We start from the raw sequence: 25286 nt of genomic DNA, 5'->3' as shown, positions 1-25286 counted from the left end.
TTATAGTGGCAATATCGGGCGCGGGTGAGCAGCCTTTTTGCCGCCCTAACGGAACCACAAAACAATGGGAGAAGTTCATGACCTGGGAATATGCGCTAATTGGTTTAGTCGTCGGTCTCATCATTGGCGCTGTCGCTATGCGATTTGGGAACCGCAAATTACGTCAACAGCAGGCCCTTCAGTACGAGCTGGAAAAAAACAAAGCAGAGCTGGACGAGTATCGTGAAGAACTGGTCAGCCACTTTGCTCGCAGTGCTGAACTGCTCGACAATATGGCGCATGACTATCGTCAGCTGTATCAGCACATGGCGAAGAGCTCCAGCAGCCTGCTGCCGGAAATGAGCGCGGAAGATAATCCGTTCCGCAATCGTCTGGCTGAATCTGAAGCCAGCAACGATCAGGCGCCGGTACAGATGCCACGCGACTATTCCGACGGCGCTTCTGGCCTGCTTCGCGGCGCGGCTAAACGCGATTAATCCTCTTTATTTACGGGCGCAGCCATTGCGCCCGTCACTTCCTGCCTGACCCAGCTATTATTTAATCATTCACCTCATTGTTAGACGTTCGAAAATTCAATAACATCGGACTGTTTTAGGGCGTATTTTCCTCACATTCCTCAGGTTATGAGAGCCAGCATCAATGAAGAAACAAACCTTATTATTAAGTGCGTTAGCGTTAAGTGTTGGGTTATCTCTTGGCGTCGCAGCGCCGGTTTCTGCTTCTCTGCCTGCCCAGATCCCCGGTCAGACTCAGATCCCAAGCCTGGCGCCAATGCTGGAGAAAGTTCTGCCTGCGGTGGTGAGTGTGAAGGTTTCAGGCACGGCCACGCCTGCCCAAGTGGGACAAGTCCCGGAAGAGCTGAAAAAATATTTAGGCGAAGATGCGCCCAATGAGCAGCCGCAGCCGTTTGAAGGGCTTGGCTCGGGCGTCATCATCGACGCCGCGAAGGGTTACGTCCTGACCAATAATCATGTCATCAACCAGGCGCAGAAAATCAGCGTACAGTTGAACGATGGTCGCGAATTTGACGCCAAACTGGTGGGCAGCGACGACCAGAGCGATATCGCACTGCTGCAATTGCAAAAAGCCGATCACCTGACGCAAATCGCGATTGCCGACTCCGATAAACTGCGCGTCGGTGATTTTGCCGTCGCCGTCGGCAACCCGTTTGGCCTCGGACAAACCGCGACATCGGGCATCATTTCAGCCCTCGGACGCAGCGGCCTGAACCTCGAAGGGCTGGAGAACTTTATCCAGACCGACGCCTCCATTAACCGCGGTAACTCAGGCGGCGCATTGTTGAATCTCAACGGTGACCTGGTGGGGATCAACACCGCCATTCTCGCCCCGAGCGGCGGCAGCATCGGGATTGGCTTTGCCATTCCGAGCAACATGGCGATTACGCTCGCCAAACAGCTGATTCAGTTTGGCGAAATCAAACGTGGCCTGCTCGGCATTAAAGGCATGGAGATGACCGCTGATATCGCCAAAGCGTTTAACCTTGATATTCAACGCGGGGCGTTTATCAGCGAAGTGCTGCCTGGCTCTGGCTCTGCGAAAGCGGGCATTAAAGCAGGCGATATTATCGTGAGCCTGAATGACAAACCGCTCAGCAGCTTTGCCGATCTGCGCTCGCGTATTGCCACCACAGAACCGGGCACCAAGGTCAAACTTGGCCTGCTGCGTGAAGGCAAACCGCTGAGCGTAGAAGTGACGCTGGATAAAAGCACCTCGACTACCGCCAGCGCAGAATTGATCACCCCTGCCCTGCAAGGCGCATCGCTGAGTGACGGCCAGCTGAAAGACGGCACCAAAGGCATCATGCTTGATGACGTTGATAAAGGCAGTGCAGCCGCCATGGTCGGTCTGCATAAAGGTGACGTGATTATCGGCATCAACCGCCAGCGCGTGCAGTCCATTGCCGAGATGCGTAAGGTGATCGAAACCAAGCCGGCCATTATTGCGCTGAACGTAATGCGCAATAATGAAAGTATTTATCTGCTGCTGCATTAAGCGAAAATTCTGCGGACATCGCCTGCGTGTGATGTCCGCTTAACTCGTGATATGCTTCGCCTGTTTCCTTACCTGTGATAATCGCACCATGCTTGCAAAGCTCTTACGCTCAGTCGCAATCGGATGTATCGTCAGTGGCATTCTGCTGGCCGTCATGCCGTCATTGCGGCAGTTTAACCCCCTTTCATCAGCGCCTTATGACAGCGCTGATGAATCGCCCGTCAGCTATAACCAGGCGGTAAAACGCGCTGCACCTGCGGTGGTGAACGTCTACAATCGCGCGCTGAATAACAATTCCAGCCATAACATGCTGACGCTCGGCTCCGGGGTTATCATGGACGAGCGTGGGTACATCATTACCAACAAGCACGTGATTAACGATGCCGACCAAATCATCGTTGCGCTGCAGGATGGCCGCGTCTTTGAAGCGTTGATCGTCGGCTCCGATAGCCTGACCGATCTCGCGGTATTGAAAATCAACGCCAACGGCGGGCTGCCGGTTATCCCTATCAACCCTAAACGCACGCCGCATATTGGCGATGTGGTGTTGGCGATTGGTAACCCTTACAACCTGGGGCAGACCATCACGCAAGGGATTATCAGCGCCACCGGTCGTATCGGCCTCAATCCGTCAGGCCGCCAGAATTTCCTGCAAACGGATGCCTCTATCAACCACGGTAACTCCGGCGGTGCGCTGGTGAACTCTCTCGGCGAACTGATGGGGATTAACACCCTTTCCTTTGATAAAAGTAATGATGGCGAAACGCCGGAAGGCATTGGCTTTGCCATTCCGTTCCAGCTGGCGACCAAAATTATGGATAAGTTGATCCGCGATGGGCGCGTGATTCGTGGCTACATCGGCATTAGCGGCCGTGAAATTGCACCGCTGCATGCTCAGGGCGGCCCGATGGATCAGATTCAGGGAATTGTGGTTAATGAAGTGGCGTCGGGTGGCCCGGCGGCGGAAGCCGGCATTCAGGTCAACGACGTGATTGTCTCCGTGAACAACAAGCCTGCGGTCTCCGCGCTGGAAACCATGGACCAGGTTGCGGAAATTCGCCCAGGTTCGGTTATCCCGGTTGTGGTGATGCGTGATGATAAAAAGCTGTCGCTTGACGTCACCATTCAGGAATACCCCGCCACCAACTGACAGGCATAAAAAAACCGGAGCAATGGCTCCGGTTTTTTCATTCTGGCGTCAGGCTTATTTAACGAACTCTTCGCCCAGAACGATATCTTTCTTCAGCGTATCCAGCATGCCTTCCAACGATTGCTGCTCGTAGGCGCTCAGTTTACCGATAGACTGGCGCTCTTCCACACCGTTTTTACCCAGCAGCAGCGGCTGAGAGAAGAAACGTGCATATTGACCGTCACCCTCAACGTAGGCGCATTCCACCACACCTTTTTCGCCTTGCAGCGCACGCACCAGAGACAGACCGAAACGTGCCGCAGCCTGGCCCATAGACAGCGTGGCAGACCCGCCACCGGCTTTCGCCTCCACCACTTCGGTGCCCGCATTCTGGATGCGTTTGGTGAGGTCAGCCGCTTCCTGCTCGGAGAAGCTCACGCCTGGGATTTGCGACAGCAGCGGCAGAATGGTCACACCTGAGTGGCCACCGATAACCGGTACTTCAATGTCATTCGGCTGCTTGCCTTTCAGCTCCGCCACGAAGGTATTCGAGCGGATGATATCCAGCGTGGTGACGCCGAACAGTTTGTTTTTATCGTACACGCCCGCTTTTTTCAGCACTTCGGCAGCAATTGCTACCGTGGTGTTGACCGGGTTGGTGATGATGCCAATGCAGGCTTTAGGGCAGTTTTTTGCCACCTGCTGCACCAGATTCTTCACGATGCCCGCGTTGACGTTGAACAGATCTGAACGATCCATCCCCGGCTTACGTGCGACGCCAGCAGAAATCAGCACCACATCAGCGCCTTCCAGTGCTGGGGTTGCGTCTTCGCCGGAGAAGCCTTTGATTTTCACCGCGGTTGGGATATGACTGAGATCCACTGCCACGCCAGGGGTTACCGGCGCGATGTCATACAGGGAGAGTTCTGAGCCTGAAGGCAGTTGGGTCTTAAGTAGTAGGGCAAGCGCCTGGCCAATACCGCCAGCTGCACCGAGGACTGCGACTTTCATCCTAAACTCCTTATTATGGTTAGTTTCATCTACCGAAACTCCGTTGCGGCAACCTTAATTCACAAGGTAAATAATGACAACAAACGTCATTGAAGAATGCGGCATTCCCCGCAGCATTGCGGTGTCATTGCTCACTTTACCGCCTGTGTCAAGAGACCCGCGACGGCGTAACCAGTCGACTGTTGGTTACAATACACCCAGCCAGACAAGCAAAACAACATCATTTTTATAACATTTGATTTACTTTTGCCGTTATTTTCGACACGTGACGAAAGCATGTTGCTTGATAACGATTTTTGATAAAATCCTTCCCATTCATAACATTATTTCAGCCTTATTCACGGCAGATCATTTGCATAAAAATTCATCCATATGCATAATAATGTTGTTTTTACCGCCATGATACGGGTGACTTATGCGAAGCTCCGCTAAGCAAGATGAATTAATCAAAGCGTTTAAATCGCTACTAAAAGAAGAAAAGTTCAGCTCTCAAGGTGAGATTGTTCAGGCATTACAGGAGGGGGGCTTCGAAAATATCAACCAGTCCAAAGTCTCCCGTATGCTGACTAAGTTTGGCGCGGTACGTACCCGCAACGCCAAAATGGAAATGGTTTATTGCCTGCCAGCAGAACTGGGCGTGCCGACCACATCCAGTCCGCTGAAAAACCTGGTGCTGGATATCGATTACAACGAGTCAGTGGTGGTCATCCATACCAGCCCGGGTGCCGCACAGCTGATTGCCCGCCTGCTCGACTCCTTGGGTAAGGCTGAAGGTATTCTCGGTAGCATTGCCGGAGATGACACTATCTTCACCACGCCAGCGCGTGGATTTTCCGTTAAAGACCTGTACGAAGCCATTCTGGTGCTGTTCGAACAAGAGCTTTAATCAGTCACTCTCCGGCACTGGCCGGAGAGCGTCTTAATCTCTCTCATACATCTCCCAGCGATACATAAAACCCCCTTTTATTTAACATTAAGTGCGTTTCACTGCGTAAATGTAATCAGCCAGTGAATGTTGTTAGCAAAAGCGCACAAATCATCAACTTTATCCATCCATATGATTTTCTTAGCAATAAGAGCAAATACTCGTCTCTCCCTGACGTTTTTAATGCTTTTCCGTTATAAAAATGACGGTTTTTGACACTTAATTACACGCGAAACCATTAGCCTGATATTAATTTCTTCGGCGATTAGTGTATAATTGATTTTGTGATGAGGGTCACGAAACAAGAGACCCTGCTAAAAAATTCGACGAGGTGAAAATTATGAAAATCAAAACCACTGTAAGTGCACTGACCCTTCTTTCTGTCCTGTCTTTTGGCGCATTCGCCGCTGATTCAATCAATGTGGATCAGGCAGCAAATCGCGAAGCCATCGGCACCGTTTCCGTCGGCGCAGTCGGTTCTTCCCCAATGGATATGCATGACATGCTGAATCAGAAAGCGCAGGAAAAAGGGGCATCCTCTTACCGCGTAATCGAAGCACGTAGCGGCGACCATTGGCACGCAACGGCTGAGCTGTACAAATAAGATTTATTGATAGTCGGTAAGAAACAAACACGTATCAGCGCGGCACCAGGCATAAAAAAAGCAGTTCAAACCTTCTCGCCGCGCAGTCTATGAATCAGGAGTAAAGATTATGAAAAGCGCAATGATTATCGCAACACTGGGTCTGGCATCGGTTCTTTCCTTTAGCGCAGGCGCAGCAGTACATCAGATTAGTGCAGAGCAGGCACAGAGCATGCAATCCCTGGGTACCGTTTCTGTATCACAGGTAGGCAGCGCCCCAATGGATATGCGTCATGAACTGGCAGCGAAAGCCGAGAAAGAAGGCGCCAGCAGCTACCGCATTATCGAAGCCCGTAGCGGCGACACCTGGCATGCCACTGCCGAGCTGTACAAATAAACCCTCGTCGTCTTAATTGACGACTTGCCCCCGCCTGTCGGGGGCTTTTTTATTGATGACGTACATTGAATCGCAGCATCCCTTCCAGCTCTTCCTCCGCCTCGTCAAACAACAGAATTAATGCCCCGTAGCGCCGACGCTGTTTCTCTTCCAGATGTACAAATTCGATCTCCAGCGGCAACGGCAGCTGACTGCCGGTGACCACTTCCCAGAGAGAATCCAAATCGCGAATGGCCGTACCGCTCAGCGCAAAAGTGCGGGTAAACTCACGATAGAAATCGTTCTGAGTACCTATTTCATCAAAATCAAAGGTATAGGTTTGCATGCATTCCCCGCTTCTTTCCTGACCGGGCGACAATCGCCACCCGGGTTCCGGCTTACAATCCCCCCAGATGCAGGGTTTTCACTTCGAGAAACTCTTCCAGCCCCAGCACTGAACCTTCACGGCCCAACCCGGACTCTTTAACGCCGCCGAATGGCCCTAATTCTGTCGATACGGCGCATTCGTTAATCCCGATCATGCCGCTTTCCAGCGCCTGCGATACGCGGAACACGCGCTGCAGATTTTGAGTATAGAAGTAAGCCGCCAGACCAAACGGGGTATTGTTTGCCCGCTGAATCACTTCCTCTTCGCTGGTGAATCGGAAGCAGGCCGCTACCGGTCCGAACGTCTCTTCCTGCGCAAGCTGCATGTTGTCGCTGCAATCCCCCAGGACCGTTGGCTGCCAGAAGTTGCCGCCGAGCGCATGCAATTTCCCCCCCGCCAACACGCTGGCCCCTTTCGCGACCGCATCTTCCACGTGCTCGCGTACTTTTTTCACCGCGGCAGGCTCAATCATCGGCCCGACGACGACGCCGTCGTCCACGCCGTTGCCAACCTTAAGCCCATTCACCGCTTCGGTGAGCTTACGGGTGAAATCGTCATAAACCTTTTCCTGAATATAGAAGCGATTAACGCTGACGCACACCTGCCCGGCGTTGCGGAATTTATTGGCGATCGCCCCTTTTACCGCCGCGTCGATATCTGCATCGTCAAAAACGATATAGGGTGCGTTCCCGCCGAGCTCCATCGATACTTTTTTCATGGTTTCTGCGGCATTGCGCATCAACGTTTTGCCAACCGCCGTTGAACCGGTGAAGGAGATTTTACGCACCTCGTGGCTCGCCATAATTGCATCGCTGATCTCCTGCGTCGTCCCGGCGACTGCATTCAGCACCCCGTCAGGCACCCCCGCTTTCTTCGCCAGTTGTAGCAACGCAAAGGCGCTGAGCGGCGTGTTATTCGCAGGTTTAATGACGCCGGTACAGCCCGCCGCCAGGGCCGGGCCGAGTTTGCGGGTCAGCATCGCCATCGGGAAGTTCCACGGCGTAATCGCCGCCACGACGCCAATGGGTTCGCGGGTGGCCAGAATGCGTGAGCCAGGTTTGGCGGGAGGGATGATTTCACCGTTGGCGCGTTTGCCTTGTTCCGAGAACCACTGGATAAAACTCGCCGCGTATTCCACTTCGCCTTCGGCCTCTTTCAGCGGCTTGCCCTGCTCGGTGGTCATCAGCCTGCCAAGCCAGGTTTTGTTTTCGATGATCAGCTGATACCAGCGATACAGAATTTCTGAGCGCTCTTTGGCGGTTTTCGCCCGCCAGAGCGGGAAGGCTTTGCTCGCCGCCGCAATGGCGGCCTCGGTTTCCTTCTTTCCAGCCTTCGCGACGTGGGCGATCGTTTCCCCGGTTGCCGGGTTTACCACCTCGAAGGTGGTCTCAAGCGTTTTCCATATTCCGTCGACCAGATATCCGGTCTGAAAAAGTTCGTTATCCTGGAGTGTCTGCATGGTCATAGTTGTCCCCTGACGGTGATGTCCTGTGATAACAGTTAAGTATAGCCATAAAAAAACCGACGCTTTTGGCGTCGGTTTCTGGGTTAACTCACTGTGAGCGCATGCTGGTATTTCCTCAGCATACCCGCCAGCCGATTGACCGGTTCGGTAACCTGAGGTGACGCCTGCCAGATAACCAGTTTTTCCTGGTACACATCCAGCTCCTCCAGCAAGCGGTCAAAGTAACGACGGCGCTTATCGTCGTTGCTGGCGGAAATGAGCTTATCCGCCGTACGACGCAGTTGGCGGTGGAACGCCGAGAGGTCATCGTTGACCGGCACCGGGGCGTCGCGCAGACGCTGGTGCGCAATAATCAGCGTCAGGGCCAGGCGGAATTTGGCAAGATCGCCGGGATATTTGTTCAGCAGTAAAAACAGCTGCTGGTACAAGGCCGGTAGATGGTTCTCATTGCGGCGCGCGGTGTTGGTGGTCAGGGAAGAAACGGCGGCCGACACAAACTGATTCAGCAGCACGCGTCCGGTCCGCGCCTGCGAGTTATCGCGCACCAGCAGAATAATCATCAGCGCCAGGAAGCAGCCCACCAGCTGGCCGAGCGCGCTGTCGAGGAATTGGCTAAAGTGGAAAGTCATCGGGTTATCCAACACCAGAATGTTGATGGTGGATGCCAGCGTACCGAGCGAGCCCAGCCGTCGCTTCTGCACTTCAATCCCAATAAAGAACGCCAGCACCGCAAGGCTAATGCATAACAACAGCATACTTTGCTGGGTCGACGGCAGCACAACCAGGAAGTAAAACGCGCCAATCGGCAGCGCGGCAATGGTGCCGTACAGGAAGTCGATCCCCGCCATTTTCGGGTTAGGCAGACGCATCGCCAGCGAAGTCACCACGGCAATCATCACCATCGCGCCGCTACCGGATGTCCAGCCTGTCCACAGCCAGAACACTGTGCCGAGCGCGCAGGAAAGCGTGGTACGCCAAAAGTTGACCATCGCATGATGGCGCTCGGCGGATTCCACTTTCACCACGACTTCGCCCTGCAATATCTCTTCTTCGCGAGCGCTAATTTTTGCGTTACCCACCACGCCGCGTTTAAGCAGCTGATAGCGCGTGGCGGCGCCAAGCCAGCTGTATAAGGTAATCGGCGTGTCGTGCTCGCCGGTCCAGGAAAGAATGCGACGCATGCGTTTCAGCTGTTTATGCACGTCCTGCACCGTTTCAACCGGCTGGTCGAACATCTCACGCCATTCCGGGGTGATTAAATCCGGGCGGAAGTTTTGAATCAGGTAAGTTTCACAGGCCTGAGTAATCAGCGTCAAAGAGAGCGTATTCAGCGCTTTTAGACGTCGATTGGCGCGCGCCCAGCGGGAAGATTCCATGTGCAGGTTGCTGCGCATGCCTTCCAGAGCCTGCGTCCGACGCACTAGTCCGCCCCATGCGGCGTCGACTTCTTCGCTGTCGCCGTGACGAATACAGAGCTGCATCAGCTGATATTGAGCAACCAGCAAGGCATCAAGCTCCCGGTCGATCTCTTGTTTAATCGATCGCGGTGAAAACAGCAGATCGGCGACGATCGCACTGACAATCCCGATCACAATCTCGCTGCAACGCTCGACGGCAAACTGCGGCGACAGCAACGGTGCGTTCTGAATGGTGATAATAATGATCAGCGCCGTGTAGCCCGCCAGGCCCCAGGCATAGGAGTTCTCCACTTTCACCAGCGAAGAGACCCAAGTACAGAACCCCGCCCACAGGCAGCACACCAGGATCATCAGCAACGGCGCGCGCACCATCAGAATGATCATCACCAGCGCGGCAATACAGCCAATAAACGTCCCGCAAATTCGCAGCATGCCGCGGTAACGGATCGCCCCGGAATAGGGTTCGCCCCCGGCGGCAAACGCCGGACCTGCCGCCACAATCGCGGCAGTCAGGACCGCCCAACGTGGCGTTTCAAGCTGAAAGTGAAAGCCGACAAACAGGGCCAGCACAATCGCGCAGGCCAGTTTGATAGCAAAACGAAGGTGCTGATCGGCAATAGAGAAAATGCCCATAGCGATTAACCGAACTCACGCAGGCGCATACCTAACTTCTGGAAGAAGGAAGCCTTCTGCGTGTCTCTGTCTTTCGCGCCGGTGATGATCACCGTGGCCGTGGTACCCGCCGGCCACAGGTTGCCCTGCTGCTGGTCGAGGTGAATACGCACGGGCACACGCTGCGCCAGTCGCACCCATTCAAGGTTGGAATCGATGGTCGCCATGCCTTTTACATCGCTGCTGCTGCTGGCGTTAGTCACACCTGCCGCAATACTGTCGACAGTGCCTTTGATGACTTTGGTGCTGCCTAACGGGGTAATTTCCGCGCGATAGCCAGGACGCACGCCTTCCAGCTTGGTCTCTTCCATATAGGCCATCACGTAGAAGCTTTCTTTTTTCACCAGCGCCACGGCGGTCGAACCGCGGGTAATAAATTCACCGCTGTAGACGTTCAGGTTAGTCACCCAGCCATCGGCCGGGGCGCGAATGACGGTGCGTTCGAGGTCAAGACGGGCCAAATCGCGGGTCGCCTTCGATTTCGCTAACTGATGTTCAACGGTTTGTAAGAGGTTGTTGGCCTGGTCAATTTCTTCGCGAGACATGGCCATGGTGCCTAACTGGTTACGGCGTCCGGCTTCACGACGCTTTTCTGCCGCCAGGACCTGATAGTACGCCACGTCGGCATCGGCCTCTTCGAGCGCTTTCTGGTAGCGCGGCTGATCGATAGTGAACAGAACCTGATTTTTGCGAACCAGTTGGTTATCCTTCACATTCACGTCAGTGATAAGCCCAGCCACGTCAGGCGCAATGGCCACGACATCGGCGCTGAAGCGCGCATCACGCGTCCACGGCGATTCGGTGTAATAGACCCACGCGTGGAAAATTGCGATGAAAGCCAGCACCACCATAATCAACGTGATGGCTGTACGGGATATTTTTCTTGTTAGTGTTTTCACAGCGACCTCAGACGAACAAACGCGATATCAGGTAGAACAAACAGCAATACAGCGCTGTATTAAAAAGCGCGGGATGCCAGACGAAGTCATAGATCCCCGTGGGGACCAGCACCCGACGCAAGAGCCAAAAAATGGCCAGCGACAACAGCAGCTCGACGAAGATCGGCGGGAATGAGAGGCCGAAAATCACGATGACGGGAAACAGACTCATGTTGACCTTGATTAAGAGAGTGCAGGTGAGAGTAGTGAGCTTTAGTTATTTAGCTAACAGTATATTAACGTAACTTATATATCCCGATCTATATTATGTGATACAAATCACTTTTAAGTCAGAGTGAACAATGGAACGATTAAAACGTATGTCGGTTTTCGCCAAAGTCGTGGAACTGGGTTCCTTTACGGCCGCGGCGAGACAGCTCGAAATGAGCGTATCGTCGATAAGTCAGACTGTCTCAAAGCTGGAAAACGAACTGCAGGTAAAGCTGCTGAACCGCAGCACCCGCAGCATTGGGCTGACTGAGGCCGGGAAAATCTACTATCAGGGCTGTCGGCGAATGCTGCACGAAGCCCAGGACGTACACGAACAGCTTTATGCCTTTAATAACACGCCCATTGGCACACTGCGCGTGGGTTGTTCTTCAACTATGGCACAAAATGTCCTCGCCAGTATCACCTCTGAAATGCTCAAAGAGTACCCGGAACTCTCTGTGAACCTGGTCACCGGGATCCCGGCGCCGGACCTCATTGCGGATGGCCTCGACCTGGTGATCCGCGTGGGCGCCTTGCAGGATTCTGGACTTTTCTCACGTCGTCTCGGCTCGATGCCAATGGTATTGTGCGCCGCCAAAAGCTATTTACAGCAGGCAGGCACGCCGGAGAAACCCGCAGATCTCGCCAGTCATTCGTGGCTGGAATACAGCATTCGTCCACACAATGAATTTGAGCTGATCGCGCCGGAAGGCCTGTCGACCAAGCTTATCCCGCAGGGGCGGTTCGTCACCAACGATCCGATGACGCTGAACCGTTGGCTGACTGCCGGTGCCGGGATCGCCTTCGTGCCGTTGATGTGGGTGATCAACGAGATCAATCGCGGCGAACTGGAGATCTTGCTGCCGCGTTATCAGTCCGATCCGCGTCCGGTGTACGCCGTCTACACGGAAAAAGACAAACTCCCGCTGAAGGTACAGGTGTGCATCAACTACCTGACCGATTATTTTGTCGATGTCGCCAATCGTTTTCAGGGCATCAAAGGGCGGGGAAAAAACTAAGGAACCTGCTCAGGCTCGGCGTCAGAAATCAAATGGGTGACGTCGCTCAGCGGTCCAATCCGGACTTCGCTCGAACGGTTGAATTTGCTTTTGTCCATCAGCAGTAGAGACTGCGAGGATCTTTTGAGGAGCAGCGATTTAAAGCTGGCGTTATGACCGCTCGGATCCCACATCACGCCGCTGCGATCGACCCCTTCGCAAGAGAAAATAAACAGATCGATCTCCAGCGTTTTCAGCTGAGATATCAACGCCGGATTAACGTAATAACCATACTGGCGCTGAAGCTCTCCACCGGAACTGATCAACCGGATCCGCTCGCGTTTGCCGAGTTCCATACAGACCGGATGACTATTGGTAAACACCGTCAGCGGAATATCCGGCAGCTGGCGCGCCAACAGCCAACAAGTCGAACTGGCATCCAGCGCAATCGTCATCCCTTCGTCTATCCAGGCCAGCGCGTGCCGGGCGATATCAGATTTGTGGGCATAATGGCTTTTCAGTCGGGCGTGAAAAGGGGCTTCGTTGTCCTGATGATTACGGCGAATAGCCCGCGCCCGCCCGTGGCTGCGCTGAATGTGTCCCTGTTGCTGGAGTTCACTTAAATCACGACGCACCGTTTCTTTGCTGACGCCAAGTTCGGCGGCCAGTTCATCGGTGGTCAGGCTGTGGGATTGGGCGAGAAGGGTGACAATGTGCTGATGGCGAGCGACCTTCATCGGTGGTCTCCGTCAAAAAAATGCCCGCACAAAGCGGGCACAGAAATTACGCGGTGCCACCGACCGTCAAATTATCGACTTTCAGCGTTGGCTGACCCACGCCAACCGGGAGGCTCTGCCCTTCTTTACCGCAGACGCCCACGCCGTTATCCAGTTTCAGGTCGTTACCCACCATCGAGATTTGCTGCATGGCTTCGATGCCAGAGCCAATCAAGGTCGCGCCTTTCACCGCTTTGGTCACTTTGCCTTTCTCGATCAGATACGCTTCTGAAGTCGAGAACACAAATTTACCGGAGGTGATATCCACCTGACCGCCGCCAAAGTTCGGCGCGTAAATCCCGTAGTCGACAGACTCGATGATTTCCTGCGGGGCCGATTTGCCCGCCAGCATGTAGGTGTTGGTCATACGCGGCATCGGTAAATGCGCATACGATTCACGGCGACCGTTACCCGTTGGCTTCACGCCCATCAGACGCGCATTCAGTTTGTCCTGCATGTAGCCTTTCAGCACGCCATTTTCGATAAGCACATTGTACTGACCCGGCGTACCTTCATCATCGATAGACACGGAGCCACGACGGTCAGTCATGGTGCCGTCATCGACTACGGTGCACAGTTCGGACGCGACGAGTTGCCCCATCTGCCCGCTGAACACGGACGTGCCGCGACGGTTGAAGTCGCCTTCCAGACCGTGACCCACCGCTTCGTGCAGCAGCACGCCCGGCCAGCCCGCGCCCAGTACTACCGGCATCGTGCCCGCAGGCGCAGCAACAGCATTGAGATTAATCATCGCCATGCGAACCGCTTCACGGGCCCATGCGTCGGCACGGACTTCGCCATCGACGTCGCCGAGGAAATAATCGTAGCCGAAACGACCGCCGCCACCGCTGGAACCGCGCTCGCGTTTACCGTCGTCTTCGACCAGCACGCTCACCGACAGACGCACCAGAGGGCGAACGTCCGCCGCCAGGGTGCCATCAGTGGCCGCGACCAGAATCAGTTCGTACACGCCGGTCAGGCTGGCAGAAACTTCCTGCACACGTTTGTCTGCCGCACGCGCGGCTTTGTCAACGCGACGCAGAATGTCGAGTTTCTCTTCACGACTCATGCTTTGCAGCGGGTCGAGGCTAGTATACAGCGGAGAATACTCTTTCCCGCCAAGAGCGTGGACTTTACCGTCGCCGGTATCACGCACGATAGTCCGTGCAGCCTGAGCGCTCTGTTGCAGTGCCAGCAGGCTAATCTGATCGGCATACGCAAAGCCGGTTTTCTCGCCGCTGACGGCACGGACGCCAACGCCCTGATCGATATTGTACGACCCGTCTTTGATGATGCTGTCTTCTAACACCCAGGACTCATGATAGCTCGACTGGAAATAGAGATCGCCGTAGTCGAGGCGGCGCTCGGCAAGTTGGCCAAGTATGGCAAACAGGTCCTGATGACTCAGGCCGTTCGCCGACAGCAGATGTTCACTTACCAGGTTCAGACTCATCGTTTTGCTACTCATTGGTTGTCGCGAAGATCGCGGTATATCTATTGAGAGTGAGGTAATTTGTAACGCCCGTCAAATCATTGCTTTTTATCGCCGCGCGCCTGGCGCAGCACTTCATTGATTTGAGGCTGATCGATAGGCCCACTGATGTGGTAGCGCAGAATCGATACTTTGCTCCACAGCGGCCCCAGCACTTTACTGGCGGCAAACACGGCGGCACCGACAATCGGGTTGATGACAAACGCGGTAGCGACCCCGACGGTGGCGGAGATTTCCGGCGCGACCACGGCTTCCATATCCAGCTCACGGCGCACCAGGTTGACTGAGCCTTTCATCGCGATATCGGCTTCGAGGCCATCCACCAGCGTGTCGTCGGTATGCAGCGTGCCGTCTTTAATCCAGGCGGTACTGCGAATGGAATCGAAATAGAACCCTTCGTTGAAGGTGTCACTAAAGTCGAAACGCAGCTTACGCAGCAGCGCATCCACGCTCAGCAGACGCAGCAGCTGGCCTGCATGGCCGGTGCTGATGTCCGTGAACTCACCTTTGCCCAAATGCGCTTTCAGAATGCCGTTCAACGATGCCACGTCCGGCGTCCACGGCTCATCGCGCCAGTGCAGGTCATAATCCAGATTGAACGACGAATCACGAATTGGCGTGGAGACACCGAAGAAATTCACTGCCGCATCCAGTTTCTGACCGCGAAGTTTGCCTTTCAGTGAGGTGCGCTCGTTACCCGGCGCGTTCACCCACTCTCCGTCTACAGTCAGGCGCGCAAATCCGGTATCCATCAGGCCATTAGCCAGCGACAGGGTGTTGCCCTTGATCGCGAAATCCCCATCAATGCGGCCATATTTCTGCCCCCACAGCCAGCATTCCGCGCAGCGCAGCTGCAAGTCTGGCCAATTCTGGAAATCAATGCGGTTATTGCTCATTATCCCCTGACCCAGAGATTCACCGGTGGTGGTTTTCGGGGACGGGTTATAATAGAGATAGCGAATCGCAGCCTGCCACGGCGCATTGTCGCGCAGCGTCAGCGTGCCGTTGATTTCACGCCCCTGCGCTTCCACGCGGGTGCCGTCTGCTGAAGGCTGTGAAACGATACTCAGGTTATTCCAGCGCTGACCCGCCATGGTGAGCGCCGGCGTTCGCAGCGTCACGCGTTCCGGGAAGGCCGCTGCGTTACCCACGCCGTCGGCGGCGCCTTTGCGGAACAACGCCATCCACTGCGCGCCATCCATCGGCGGTAAATTCAGCTCGACGCCGGAGGAATCCGGCAACGGCGGCATGCTGCGGCTGTCAGAAGCCCAAATGGCCCGGTCGAGCGTCAGCTTTTTATTCAGCAGCCAGCGGCTGTTGAGATGGTCCGTCGTGCCCACACTGCCGGTCAAATCGAAGCGGCTCAAGCCGCCTTCAACGTTCAGTTTCACCGGTAACGGCTCCCCGGCTTTCTTATCCACCGGCGCAGGTAAGCGACTACTCACATTCTTCAGGTCGCCCGCGATATCCACCTTATAGCTGGCGTTGCCTTTGTAAGGTAATTCAATCGCAACGTTACCCTGCCACGGCACGCTACCGCTGACGGCGTCGTTAATCTGCTTGGGCAACATCTCGGTCCGGTTTAGGTCCCAGTTGGCGTCCATGTTCACCGCCACCTGATAGGCTTTTGGCCCTTCGGTGGTGGAGAAATCGACCTTCAGCGGCTGATTAAACCAGTTGGCGGTCATTGGCCCACTTTTCAAATCACCATTTTCAAAGGTGAATCCACCGCGGAGATTTTTCAGCGTGCTGTTAAGCGGTTTGATAAACAGACTGTTGTTAGCCAGACGCACGTCGCCTTTCGCCAGTACCTGTTTGCCGTCGAGCGGGATATCGAGATGTAAGCGAGCATTCACATCACCATCCAGCTGCAGCTCATCAAGCGTGGTGCCAAGGGAATCCTTCAGCGGCGTCTCTTTGAAATAGGGCCCGACCGCTTTGCCTGGCCCGGTAATCTGCGAATCAATAATCAGCTTCTCTTTCGAGTAGTCCGGGAGAGCTGCATTCAGGTTGTGCGCCGTCACGCCGCCGAGCGCGACTTTGTCCGCCTGCATCCACAAACCGTCATTCAGGAAATTGAGGTCGATATTCAAGTTGGTCAGCGCAGGCCAGTCTGGCTGGAAGGCAAAGGTGGCGTTGTGCAACGGCACCCACACCTGGAACTGACCTTCGTTGTGCCTGTACGGGAACAGATGCGGGTTACCGCCGTAGACCAGCGTGGCGTTATCCGCCTGGCCGCCTTTGATGGCTGAACTGAGGTAATCGACCAGCTGTTTGCCCATCAGGTTTTCCGGGAAGTAGCGCCACGCCTGACCGCCGTCATCGGTGCTGATCCCCGCCAAAATACCGAGCCATGGCTCATCGCCTTTCGGCTGTAGCCAGCGGAAGCCGCCGTGAGCGTGAAGTGCTTTCGCCTGCACGTCGATATCGCGGCCGTCGAGCATGAAACCTTTTTCGTTATTGACCCATGACAGGTTGGCGACGCCTTTGGCAATCTCCAGCGGCGCGCGGAACACCGTCTCGTACGGCATTTTGGCATCAGCCATGCTGATGTTCACCGAACCGTGCTCGACGCTGCCTTCAGCCCGGCCAGAGAAATGTTCAGCGCCCGGCAGCAGCTTCCACTGCTTCCATGCCAGGTTACTCCAGGCCGCCTGGAAACGGGTTTTCTCGGTCGCCTGTAATGGAATATCCAGCGCCAGGGCGTCAATCTGCCCTGCAGGCTGGGTGGTTTCCCAAATGTCACCGAGCGACGGCGAGAGTTTTTCTGCAATCGGCAGCAGGCCTGAGAGCCCGCTCAGTTCGAGATTGCTGGCACGGATACGCAGCTCGTCGCTGCGCACGTTATTTTTTCCGCCGACGTCCTGCCCCGGGATCCACGCCATGGCCAGCGCGCCCTGTGGCCAGCGTTTTCCGTCTATGGCGATGCGGGTATCCGGGACATGAAACGCCCAGCCCGCATTTTCACGGGTAATGTGTGCCGTGAGGTTATCGACGGACAGGTCATGGGATTTCTTATCGCCCTTCCAGCTCGCGCCGCCCTTCTTCAGCCAAACGTCACCACTCGAGATATCGCCCTTATCAAGGTCTATCCAACCTTCAAGGCTAAAACGGGCCGAGGTCAACGCGATGTTGTCCTGCATCCAGCGGCCAAACCACGGCTTCACGTCGATGTCGTCGGCCTGCACCCACAGTCGCCCTTCATTCAGCAGGCCGTTCTCATCGCGCAAGTCCATGCGCACTTTCATCACCCCGTGCTGGCCGGTGAGGCTCGACAGGCTCAGTTCACCTTCGGCGCGATGGCGGTTTTTACCGTTCATCCAGGTCAGTTGCGGGATAGCGAGTTCGGCGCGCTGGCCGGAGAGCGTGAGGAAACTTAAATGACTGTCGCGCAGGGTAAACTGATCGAACTGGCGCAGGAACAGATCGCCGATGCGGTCCGTTTTCAGTTGGCCGCTGCTGTTATTATGTTGCAGAGGGGTGTTGGTGCGAATTTGCAACTGCCAGAAGGTCAGCTCGCGGAACTGTAAGCGAAAATGGAGCAGGCTTTGCCAGATGTCGAGCGCCAGCGTCACGCGTTTAACGGACATCTGACCGCCGTTTTTCAGCCCGGCTTTGATATCACGGACTTCCAGCGTCGGGCCGTAGTTTTCCCAATTGGCTTTAAGCTGTGACGCTTCGACGGGATGTCCGGTAGACTCCGCAATTTTCTCCAGCAGCTGCGGACGCCATTTGTCCAGCTGCGGCAAAACGAGACGCAAGCCACTGACCAGCAGCGCGACGATAACAATCAATGTTGCCACCGTGATCAGTAAGATTCCAGGCAAACGCCTCACGCATCTCTCCTTGTAACTGCCCGCAAACTACATCATCACCACGTCGAATTGCTCCTGATTGTAGAGCGGTTCTATCTGGACTTTTACCTGCTTGCCAACGAAGATTTCCACTTCCGCCAGCGCATGAGACTCTTCCCCTTTCAGGGTTTCAGCCACGGCGGCTGAGGCGTAGACCAGGAAGCGGTCGGAATCATAGGCATGATGCACGCGGACAATTTCACGCATGATTTCGTAACATACCGTTTCGACCGTTTTCACCGTCCCACGACCATGACAGGTTGGACACTGGTGACACAGCACGTGCTCCACACTTTCGCGTGTGCGCTTACGGGTCATTTCCACCAAACCGAGCTGCGAGAAGCCGTTAATGCTGGTTTTCACGCGATCTTTGCCCAAGGCCTGTTCCAGAGAATGCAGCACCCGACGGCGGTGATCTTCATTACTCATATCGATGAAATCGATGATGATAATCCCGCCCAGATTACGCAGGCGCAGCTGACGCGCAATGGCCTGCGTCGCTTCGATATTAGTATTGAAAATGGTGTCGTCAAGATTTCGGTGGCCGACAAAGGCACCGGTGTTGATATCGACAGTGGTCATCGCTTCGGTCTGATCGATAACCAGATAACCGCCCGACTTCAGTTCCACCTTCCGCTCCAGCGCACGCTGGATTTCATTTTCGACGTCAAAGAGATCGAAAATAGGCTGGCGGCCGCTGTAATGTTCGAGCTTGTTGGTCATCTCCGGCATGTACTCTGCGGTGAATTCCATCAGCGATTCGAAGGTCAGACGGGAGTCGACGCGGATACGGTCGAGCTTTGCATCGGCAAAATCACGCAGCACGCGTTGGGCTAGCGCCAGTTCCCCGTACATCTGGTAGCGGGTCTGCGGGCGTTTTTTACGCTCCATCACCTTGGTCCATACGCGCTTGAGGTACGCCGCATCAGAGGATAAATCCTCTTCACAAACGCCTTCTGCCGCGGTACGGATGATGAACCCGCCCTGCTCGTCGCAGTAAGCTGTCACCACGTTTTTCAGACGATCGCGCTCGGCTTCGCTTTCAATACGCTGAGACACGCCCACGTGAGACGCGCCCGGCATGAACACAAGGTAACGAGAAGGAATGGTGATGTCAGTCGTCAGACGCGCGCCTTTGGTGCCCAGCGGATCTTTGACCACTTGCACCATCAGGTCCTGGCCCTGACGCACCAGTTCGGAAATGTCGCGAACGGTGAACTGCTTCTGCTCTTCCCCGGCCACACATTCGGTGTGGGGCATGATGTCAGAAGCGTGAAGAAACGCGGCCTTATCCAGGCCAATATCTACAAATGCCGCCTGCATCCCTGGGAGTACACGACTGACACGACCTTTGTAGATATTGCCTACGATTCCGCGTCGCGCTTCACGCTCTATATGAATTTCCTGAAGAATACCGCCATCAATGTACGCCACGCGGGTTTCCGATGGCGTTACGTTAACCAATAATTCAGCCGTCATGTTTATCCCATTTCTCACGCAGTGAGTTAAAATTGCTCAGCAACTCATACGTTTCCACCAGCGGTAAGCCGACTACGGCGTGATAGCTGCCATTTATCTTCCTGACAAAACAGCCACCCAGCCCCTGAATACCGTATGCACCTGCTTTATCCATCGGTTCGCCGCTCGCGACGTACCCCATGATATCGTCATCTGATAAGATTCTGAACGTGACTTCGGTGGTCACCAGGCAGTCGATGGTGTGTTTGCTGTCCGCTAACGCGACGGCGGTCATCACCTGATGCGTGTGCCCGGAAAGCTGGCGCAGCATGACTGCCGCGTGCTCAGCGTCACGCGGTTTTTCCAGCACTTCACCGTTCAGAACCACAATGGTATCGGCACCCAGCACCGGTAAGTCCTGCGCGGCAAGCATGACGCCCGCCTGCGCTTTCTCCCGAGCCAGTCGCGCAACATAATGTTGCGCGCTTTCCTGTGGCTGACGTTGCTCCTCAATTCCGGGTACCAGACGTTCGAAGCTCACACCCAATTGAGTTAACAGCTCCTGACGACGCGGGGAGCCGGAAGCAAGATAAAGCATTGTCATAGAAACCTTTATTGTACCGCGAATTGCTGGCGCACTTTGCGCATCAGCAGGAAAAGCCATGGCCAGAGTACACCGTTAACGACGCTACTCCAGAACACTTCCGGTCGGAAAGAGACGTTGATCACTAAAAATTCTGACCAGAAAACAACGATATCTACCGCCAGCGACAGCATCATGACCACCAGCGCCTGTTGCCAGAGCGCCAGATTACGGAACAGCTGATATTTCAGCGCCACCAGATAGGCAATGATACTGAGGGACAACGCACGTACGCCGAGCGTTGAACCGCTGATCAGATCCAGTATGGCACCCATAATGAAACCTGTGCCAACATTGACCCGATGCGGTAAAGCGAGGATCCAGTAGAGCAGGATCAGCAGAACCCAGTTTGGCCGGTATACCAACAGGTTGTCCGGCCAGGGCATGACTTGTAACAGAAGGGCTATCAGAAACGAGAGCCAGATAACCCAACGTCCCTGACTTCGGTAGCTTGCCACTACTGCCCTCCTGACGGAGGCGCAGCAGCCGGTGCAGGCTGAGTGATTCCCGTCGCAGGCGGCGGAACAGGTGCCGGCGGCCCCATGGAATCGGCGGCAGGGAGAACCTGCGGCATCATCTGCATCAGACGTTCATTGGCAACACGATGTACCTCTTCAGGCGTCATCGGATTCGCGCCGTTACGATCGGCACCCCACAGCAGTAGCAGATAACGCAGACGCTGCAGACCTGCAGTTGGACGCGCCTGAATCACCGTATACGCACGCTGCGTATCCAGCTTAACCGACGACACAACCGCAACCGGATACCCTTCCGGGAAACGACCGCCGAGGCCGGACGTCACCAGTACGTCACCGACACGGATATCGGTATTGGCAGGCAGATGTTCCAGCTGCAAATCGTCAGTACAGCCGTTACCGGCCGCAATCACGCGGATATCGTTGCGCAGTACCTGAATTGGCAGCGCATGGGTCGCATCACAAATCAGCAGCACTCGACTGGTCAGCTTCGCGACGGCCACAACCTGACCGACCACGCCTTTATCACTGATAATAGGCTGACCTTCGTAGACGCCGTTGACGCTACCTTTATCGATAACCACCTGATCGCTATACGGATCGTTAACGGTAGAGATAACCTGGGTCACCATTTTCTGCTCATCCTGACGCAGCGGCGAACCTAACAATTCACGCAGACGGGCGTTTTCCTGCTTGTACTGACCCATCATCAGCAGATCGCTGTTTTTTAACAGCAGCTCCTGACGCAGGGCACGGTTTTCCAGCTCAAGCTGATCGCGGGAAGCCAGAGTTTGCGAAATACCGTCGAGTAATTCACGAGGACCGTTGGAAACAAAATAGAAAGGGCTAACAGCAGTATCCATGTACGTTCGGATTTGACTGAACGCACCAAGGCGGCTGTCGGCAATAATGATGCCAAGCGCCACCAGCACCGCCAGAATTAGGCGAAACTGTAGCGATGGGCCACGGCTAAAAATGGGCTTCATAGGCTTTGCGTATTCTCGTGTCAGTGAAGAAATCAAGGGGCAGCACAAACGCTACCCCAGACTTCTGGCTGACTACTCTTCGCTGAACAAGTCGCCGCCGTGCATGTCGATCATTTCCAGTGCCTTGCCGCCGCCACGGGCAACACAGGTCAGTGGATCTTCTGCAACTACGACAGGAATTCCTGTCTCTTCCATTAACAGGCGGTCGAGGTTACGCAGCAGCGCACCACCACCAGTCAGAACCATACCACGCTCTGAGATGTCGGAAGCCAGTTCCGGCGGGCACTGTTCCAGGGCAACCATTACCGCACTCACGATACCGGTCAGCGGCTCTTGCAGCGCTTCGAGGATTTCGTTGGAGTTCAGGGTAAAGCCGCGTGGAACGCCTTCTGCCAGATTACGACCGCGTACTTCGATTTCAAGCACTTCGTCGCCTGGGTAAGCAGAACCGATTTCGTGCTTGATGCGCTCTGCGGTGGCTTCACCGATCAGAGAGCCGTAGTTACGGCGCACATAATTAATAATGGCTTCGTCGAAACGGTCACCACCGATACGTACGGAAGAGGAGTACACCACGCCGTTCAGGGAGATAACGGCCACTTCGGTCGTACCACCACCGATATCCACAACCATAGAACCGGTTGCTTCAGAGACAGGCAGACCCGCACCGATTGCAGCAGCCATTGGCTCTTCAATCAGGAACACTTCACGGGCGCCAGCGCCTTGAGCAGATTCACGGATTGCGCGGCGTTCAACCTGAGTTGCACCTACCGGCACACACACCAGAACTCGCGGGCTCGGGCGCATAAAGCTGTTGCTGTGAACCTGTTTAATGAAGTGCTGCAGCATTTTTTCAGTCACGAAGAAGTCGGCGATAACGCCGTCTTTCATTGGACGAATAGCGGCAATGTTGCCCGGCGTACGGCCGAGCATCTGCTTAGCTTCATGACCGACGGCAGCCACACTTTTCGGTGAACCGGCACGATCCTGGCGAATGGCGACAACGGAAGGCTCATTCAGTACGATGCCTTGTCCTTTTACGTAAATCAGGGTATTCGCGGTACCCAGGTCAATGGACAGGTCATTGGAAAACATGCCACGAAATTTTTTCAACATACTAAGGGATAATCCTGAAAGCTGGGGCGGAAACAAAATCCGCTTACTTTACCAACCACACGCAGCAGCGACAAGGCGCAAAAATCATCTGCAACGGTGAAAATTAGTGCAGTTCGTTTCCTTTGTTACAATTTCGACCTGACACTGTCAGAGCCGCAGCGTTCCTCGCTTACATTGCAACCTGTCAAAGGACGATCACTGGCATGTTCTGTATCGCCTGTTGGCGGGCACTCAATAACGCCCGCGGAGAAACAGCGCGCGTTATTCTACGTGAAAACACGACAAACGGCAGATCAAACAGAGTATCTTTGCGAATATTTTTTTACGCTAGTGTCAAGTGGTTGTGACGCAGCAAAAAAATCGCCCTGACCACCCAGCACACCGCACTCTCTTAACACCTGCCACTCGCTGCGACTCCGCAATCCGGTGGCGAAAACCTGAGTCGATGTTCCTTTACAGGCTTCGACCAGACTCTGCACCAGCAACTGGTTTTCACTGCGTTTCTCTATATTACGCACCAAGCCCGGGTGCAGCTTGACGATTTCCACCGACAATTCTTTAATCCAACTGGTGCTGACCAGCGTCAACCCGGCCTGAATCACCACGACTCGAACCCCTAACGCGCGAATCAAACGCATCACGGGCTGTAAGCGGCTGATATGTTGACAGACATCTGCCTCTGCAAGTTCAAAAATAATCCGTTTTCGCTGTGTTTTTTCACATTGCATCAGCGTATCACGCAGCCAGCGCTGGAACCGGGGCCGGATGAGCGACTCGACCGTCACCTGCAAAGCCAGATTTTCCTCGGGCCAAAACGAGAGGAAAGGCAGCAAACGGGTGATTTGTAAACGGTCGTACTCTTCCGCCAGACCGAACTCCATCACCATCGGCATATATTCAGCGGCAATCACTTCTTCTTTACCGTCATAAATGCGGCACATCAATTCGCGATGGTGAACCCGGCCGTCGTAATGCACCGCCGGTTTTTGGTAGAAGCGCGGGCCGCCGCGACTGAGCATTTGTTCGATGAGCGTTCGCCAGCGCACGTTGCCGCGCCCTTTTTCTGGCAGAGAGTCATCATACACTGCCCAGCTGTTGCTGCCCTGAAGCACTGCGTTACGGACCGCCGCATCGGCGTGCTCCATTACCTGCTCAGTGGTTTGCCCGCTGCGCCAGGTACAGATGCCGATGTGCATCATGTCATCCTGATCGAGAATCTTAGTCGACGGTAACGAGTCCAGCGCTTTTAACAGTTGCCCGGCGATGCTGTCGGCTTCCTTCAACGTGCGGTGCGGCAGCAGCACGGCAAAATCACTGCGGTAATAACGAGCCAGCAACGCACCAGGATAACGCATCATGAAAGTGGAAAGCATATTGATCAGCATTAAGAAGTGCTCTTCCGCCGCCGTACGCCCCCACTGGTCGCGAACCAAATCAAATTCCGGCAGGCGAATCAGCATCACAATACCATGCGCCCCAACTTTTTCCTGATCGTCGAGCAGCGTTGCGAGCTGGTTATCGAAAAACATCCGGTTGCTAAGGCCGGTTTTGGTGTCCTGCGCCGCGTAGGAGCGGATAAGCGTATCCATACGACTGCGCTGTTCACCGGCAAACTGAATTTCTGACAGCAGCGTATCGAGGGCGCTGCTGGTTCGCGCGGGCCACTCATGGACCGAACCACGCACCTGCTGTCCGCGTTCGCCGTTGAGGATCCGCGTGGAGCGCAGTTCTAACAGTTCCTGGCCCGACAGCTGATTGCGCAGCCAGCGTACCGAAAAGAAGATAATCAATACCATAAAAGCAATGGCAATAGTGAGAGGTGCGGTGGTCAGCAGCGAGTGGAAATAATTCACCATCGGATCCTGATACACCAGATGGAGGGTCATTCCCGGGTGCTTCACCGACTCTACATCCAGTTCGCGGTACTGAATACTGCTGCCCATCGGGCGATAGCTGCTACTACGTGAGTGGCTAAAAATGGTTTTATCATTAACGATGAAATCAACGCGCACGATATCGACAGGCACCAGAATTTCGTCCAGTTGGTTGTCGAGTTGATCAAAAGGGGTACTGACCAGGCGTGAATCGATAACTGTCGCCACAGCCCGGGCGCGGTAATCCACTTTATATTGAATACCGTTGTAGAAACTCAGTGAACAACCAATGAGGGTGACAAAGATGGTCAGGCCCGTTAGAAGCGCCACAAAAGCTGAGAATTTCGTCGTTAATCGCATCCCTGTATTAACTCCGTTAATGAAAAACAGCCCGACGTTGACCGGACACCCACGGTGGATTGCAAGAAATTAGTGAGCACTAACTAGCATGCCAAAAAGACCCTGCATACTACCAGAGTTAGTGA

Annotated in this window: 22 protein-coding genes; 7 read left to right on the top strand and 15 right to left on the bottom strand. The window is 54.7% G+C overall.

The window, feature by feature from the left end; translation table 11 throughout:
* Window positions 1-77: 77 nt before the first annotated feature.
* The 3 genes from zapG to degS all read left to right on the top strand — a co-directional run bounded on the left by zapG (window position 78) and on the right by degS (window position 3163).
* Window positions 78-476: a Z-ring associated protein ZapG gene (gene zapG / locus A8O29_RS02990; RefSeq protein WP_110510603.1), complete on the top strand. Its 399-nt coding sequence runs from the start codon at window positions 78-80 to the stop codon at window positions 474-476.
* A 163-nt stretch (window positions 477-639) separates the two neighbouring features.
* Window positions 640-2013, top strand: coding sequence for a serine endoprotease DegQ (degQ, locus tag A8O29_RS02985; protein ID WP_125352503.1), 1374 nt, complete (start codon window positions 640-642; stop codon window positions 2011-2013).
* Between the two features lie 88 nt (window positions 2014-2101).
* Entirely contained in the window at window positions 2102-3163 is a 1062-nt protein-coding gene (gene degS, locus A8O29_RS02980; protein ID WP_125352505.1) for an outer membrane-stress sensor serine endopeptidase DegS, read from the top strand.
* Between the two features lie 54 nt (window positions 3164-3217).
* Here the strand turns inward: degS and mdh are convergent, their stop codons facing one another.
* A complete protein-coding gene (gene mdh, locus A8O29_RS02975) occupies window positions 3218-4153 on the bottom strand; it encodes a malate dehydrogenase (protein ID WP_125352507.1) in 936 nt (311 codons plus the stop codon).
* A gap of 415 nt (window positions 4154-4568) precedes the next feature.
* Here mdh and argR point away from each other — a divergent pair, with 415 nt between their 5' ends.
* The 3 genes from argR to yhcN (A8O29_RS02960) all read left to right on the top strand — a co-directional run bounded on the left by argR (window position 4569) and on the right by yhcN (A8O29_RS02960) (window position 6058).
* Window positions 4569-5039 (top strand): transcriptional regulator ArgR, encoded by a 471-nt coding sequence (argR, locus tag A8O29_RS02970; protein ID WP_125352509.1) that lies wholly within the window; start codon window positions 4569-4571, stop codon window positions 5037-5039.
* A gap of 379 nt (window positions 5040-5418) precedes the next feature.
* Window positions 5419-5682: a peroxide/acid stress response protein YhcN gene (yhcN, locus tag A8O29_RS02965; protein ID WP_110510608.1), complete on the top strand. Its 264-nt coding sequence runs from the start codon at window positions 5419-5421 to the stop codon at window positions 5680-5682.
* Between the two features lie 109 nt (window positions 5683-5791).
* The gene (gene yhcN / locus A8O29_RS02960) at window positions 5792-6058 is read left to right on the top strand and encodes a peroxide/acid stress response protein YhcN (protein WP_110510609.1); all 267 of its coding nucleotides are present in this window, start codon (window positions 5792-5794) and stop codon (window positions 6056-6058) included.
* Between the two features lie 49 nt (window positions 6059-6107).
* On the opposite strand, the gene A8O29_RS02955 is transcribed toward yhcN (A8O29_RS02960), so the two are convergent.
* The 5 genes from A8O29_RS02955 to aaeX form a co-directional block, all read right to left on the bottom strand.
* Window positions 6108-6383: a barstar family protein gene (locus tag A8O29_RS02955; RefSeq protein WP_110510610.1), complete on the bottom strand. Its 276-nt coding sequence runs from the start codon at window positions 6381-6383 to the stop codon at window positions 6108-6110.
* 52 nt (window positions 6384-6435) lie between these two features.
* Entirely contained in the window at window positions 6436-7890 is a 1455-nt protein-coding gene (locus A8O29_RS02950) for an NAD-dependent succinate-semialdehyde dehydrogenase (protein ID WP_125352511.1), read from the bottom strand.
* An 83-nt stretch (window positions 7891-7973) separates the two neighbouring features.
* Window positions 7974-9941 carry a p-hydroxybenzoic acid efflux pump subunit AaeB gene (gene aaeB, locus A8O29_RS02945; protein ID WP_125352513.1) on the bottom strand — a complete coding sequence of 656 codons (1968 nt, stop codon included), beginning with the start codon at window positions 9939-9941 and terminating at the stop codon, window positions 7974-7976.
* Window positions 9942-9946: 5 nt separating this feature from the next.
* Window positions 9947-10879 (bottom strand): p-hydroxybenzoic acid efflux pump subunit AaeA, encoded by a 933-nt coding sequence (gene aaeA, locus A8O29_RS02940; protein ID WP_125352515.1) that lies wholly within the window; start codon window positions 10877-10879, stop codon window positions 9947-9949.
* A gap of 7 nt (window positions 10880-10886) precedes the next feature.
* Window positions 10887-11090: a p-hydroxybenzoic acid efflux pump operon protein AaeX gene (gene aaeX, locus A8O29_RS02935; protein ID WP_097164153.1), complete on the bottom strand. Its 204-nt coding sequence runs from the start codon at window positions 11088-11090 to the stop codon at window positions 10887-10889.
* A 130-nt stretch (window positions 11091-11220) separates the two neighbouring features.
* Between aaeX and aaeR the strand changes: the two genes are divergently transcribed.
* On the top strand, window positions 11221-12147 hold the full coding sequence (gene aaeR, locus A8O29_RS02930; RefSeq protein WP_133461338.1) for an HTH-type transcriptional activator AaeR: 927 nt from the start codon (window positions 11221-11223) through the stop codon (window positions 12145-12147).
* On the opposite strand, the gene fucR is transcribed toward aaeR, so the two are convergent.
* From fucR to csrD, 9 genes are all read right to left on the bottom strand, one after another.
* The gene (gene fucR / locus A8O29_RS02925) at window positions 12144-12863 is read right to left on the bottom strand and encodes an L-fucose operon activator (protein ID WP_125352517.1); all 720 of its coding nucleotides are present in this window, start codon (window positions 12861-12863) and stop codon (window positions 12144-12146) included. The two genes, aaeR and fucR, sit on opposite strands and share 4 nt — an antisense overlap.
* A 46-nt stretch (window positions 12864-12909) precedes the next feature.
* Window positions 12910-14355: a metalloprotease TldD gene (gene tldD, locus A8O29_RS02920; RefSeq protein ID WP_125352519.1), complete on the bottom strand. Its 1446-nt coding sequence runs from the start codon at window positions 14353-14355 to the stop codon at window positions 12910-12912.
* Window positions 14356-14432: 77 nt separating this feature from the next.
* Window positions 14433-18230, bottom strand: a complete 3798-nt coding sequence (yhdP, locus tag A8O29_RS02915) for an AsmA2 domain-containing protein YhdP (RefSeq protein ID WP_125352521.1) — start codon at window positions 18228-18230, stop codon at window positions 14433-14435.
* 27 nt (window positions 18231-18257) lie between these two features.
* The gene (rng, locus tag A8O29_RS02910) at window positions 18258-19727 is read right to left on the bottom strand and encodes a ribonuclease G (RefSeq protein ID WP_110510618.1); all 1470 of its coding nucleotides are present in this window, start codon (window positions 19725-19727) and stop codon (window positions 18258-18260) included.
* A complete protein-coding gene (locus A8O29_RS02905; RefSeq protein ID WP_125352523.1) occupies window positions 19717-20310 on the bottom strand; it encodes a Maf family protein in 594 nt (197 codons plus the stop codon). The genes rng and A8O29_RS02905 overlap by 11 nt, the downstream gene beginning before the upstream one ends.
* An 8-nt stretch (window positions 20311-20318) precedes the next feature.
* On the bottom strand, window positions 20319-20807 hold the full coding sequence (mreD, locus tag A8O29_RS02900; protein WP_110510620.1) for a rod shape-determining protein MreD: 489 nt from the start codon (window positions 20805-20807) through the stop codon (window positions 20319-20321).
* Complete coding sequence (mreC, locus tag A8O29_RS02895; protein ID WP_110510621.1) at window positions 20807-21811, bottom strand: rod shape-determining protein MreC; 1005 nt, start codon at window positions 21809-21811, stop codon at window positions 20807-20809. Before mreC ends, mreD begins: the two co-directional genes overlap by 1 nt.
* 72 nt (window positions 21812-21883) lie before the next feature.
* A complete protein-coding gene (mreB, locus tag A8O29_RS02890; protein ID WP_110510622.1) occupies window positions 21884-22927 on the bottom strand; it encodes a rod shape-determining protein MreB in 1044 nt (347 codons plus the stop codon).
* A 293-nt stretch (window positions 22928-23220) separates the two neighbouring features.
* Window positions 23221-25161 carry an RNase E specificity factor CsrD gene (gene csrD, locus A8O29_RS02885; RefSeq protein ID WP_174081215.1) on the bottom strand — a complete coding sequence of 647 codons (1941 nt, stop codon included), beginning with the start codon at window positions 25159-25161 and terminating at the stop codon, window positions 23221-23223.
* Between the last annotated feature and the right edge of the window lie 125 nt (window positions 25162-25286).

This window comes from Scandinavium goeteborgense, from assembly GCF_003935895.2.
GTDB classification, from domain to species: domain Bacteria; phylum Pseudomonadota; class Gammaproteobacteria; order Enterobacterales; family Enterobacteriaceae; genus Scandinavium; species Scandinavium goeteborgense.
The sequence above is the reverse complement of the archived record's forward strand: the minus strand, read 5'-3'. Positions and strand labels throughout refer to the sequence as shown.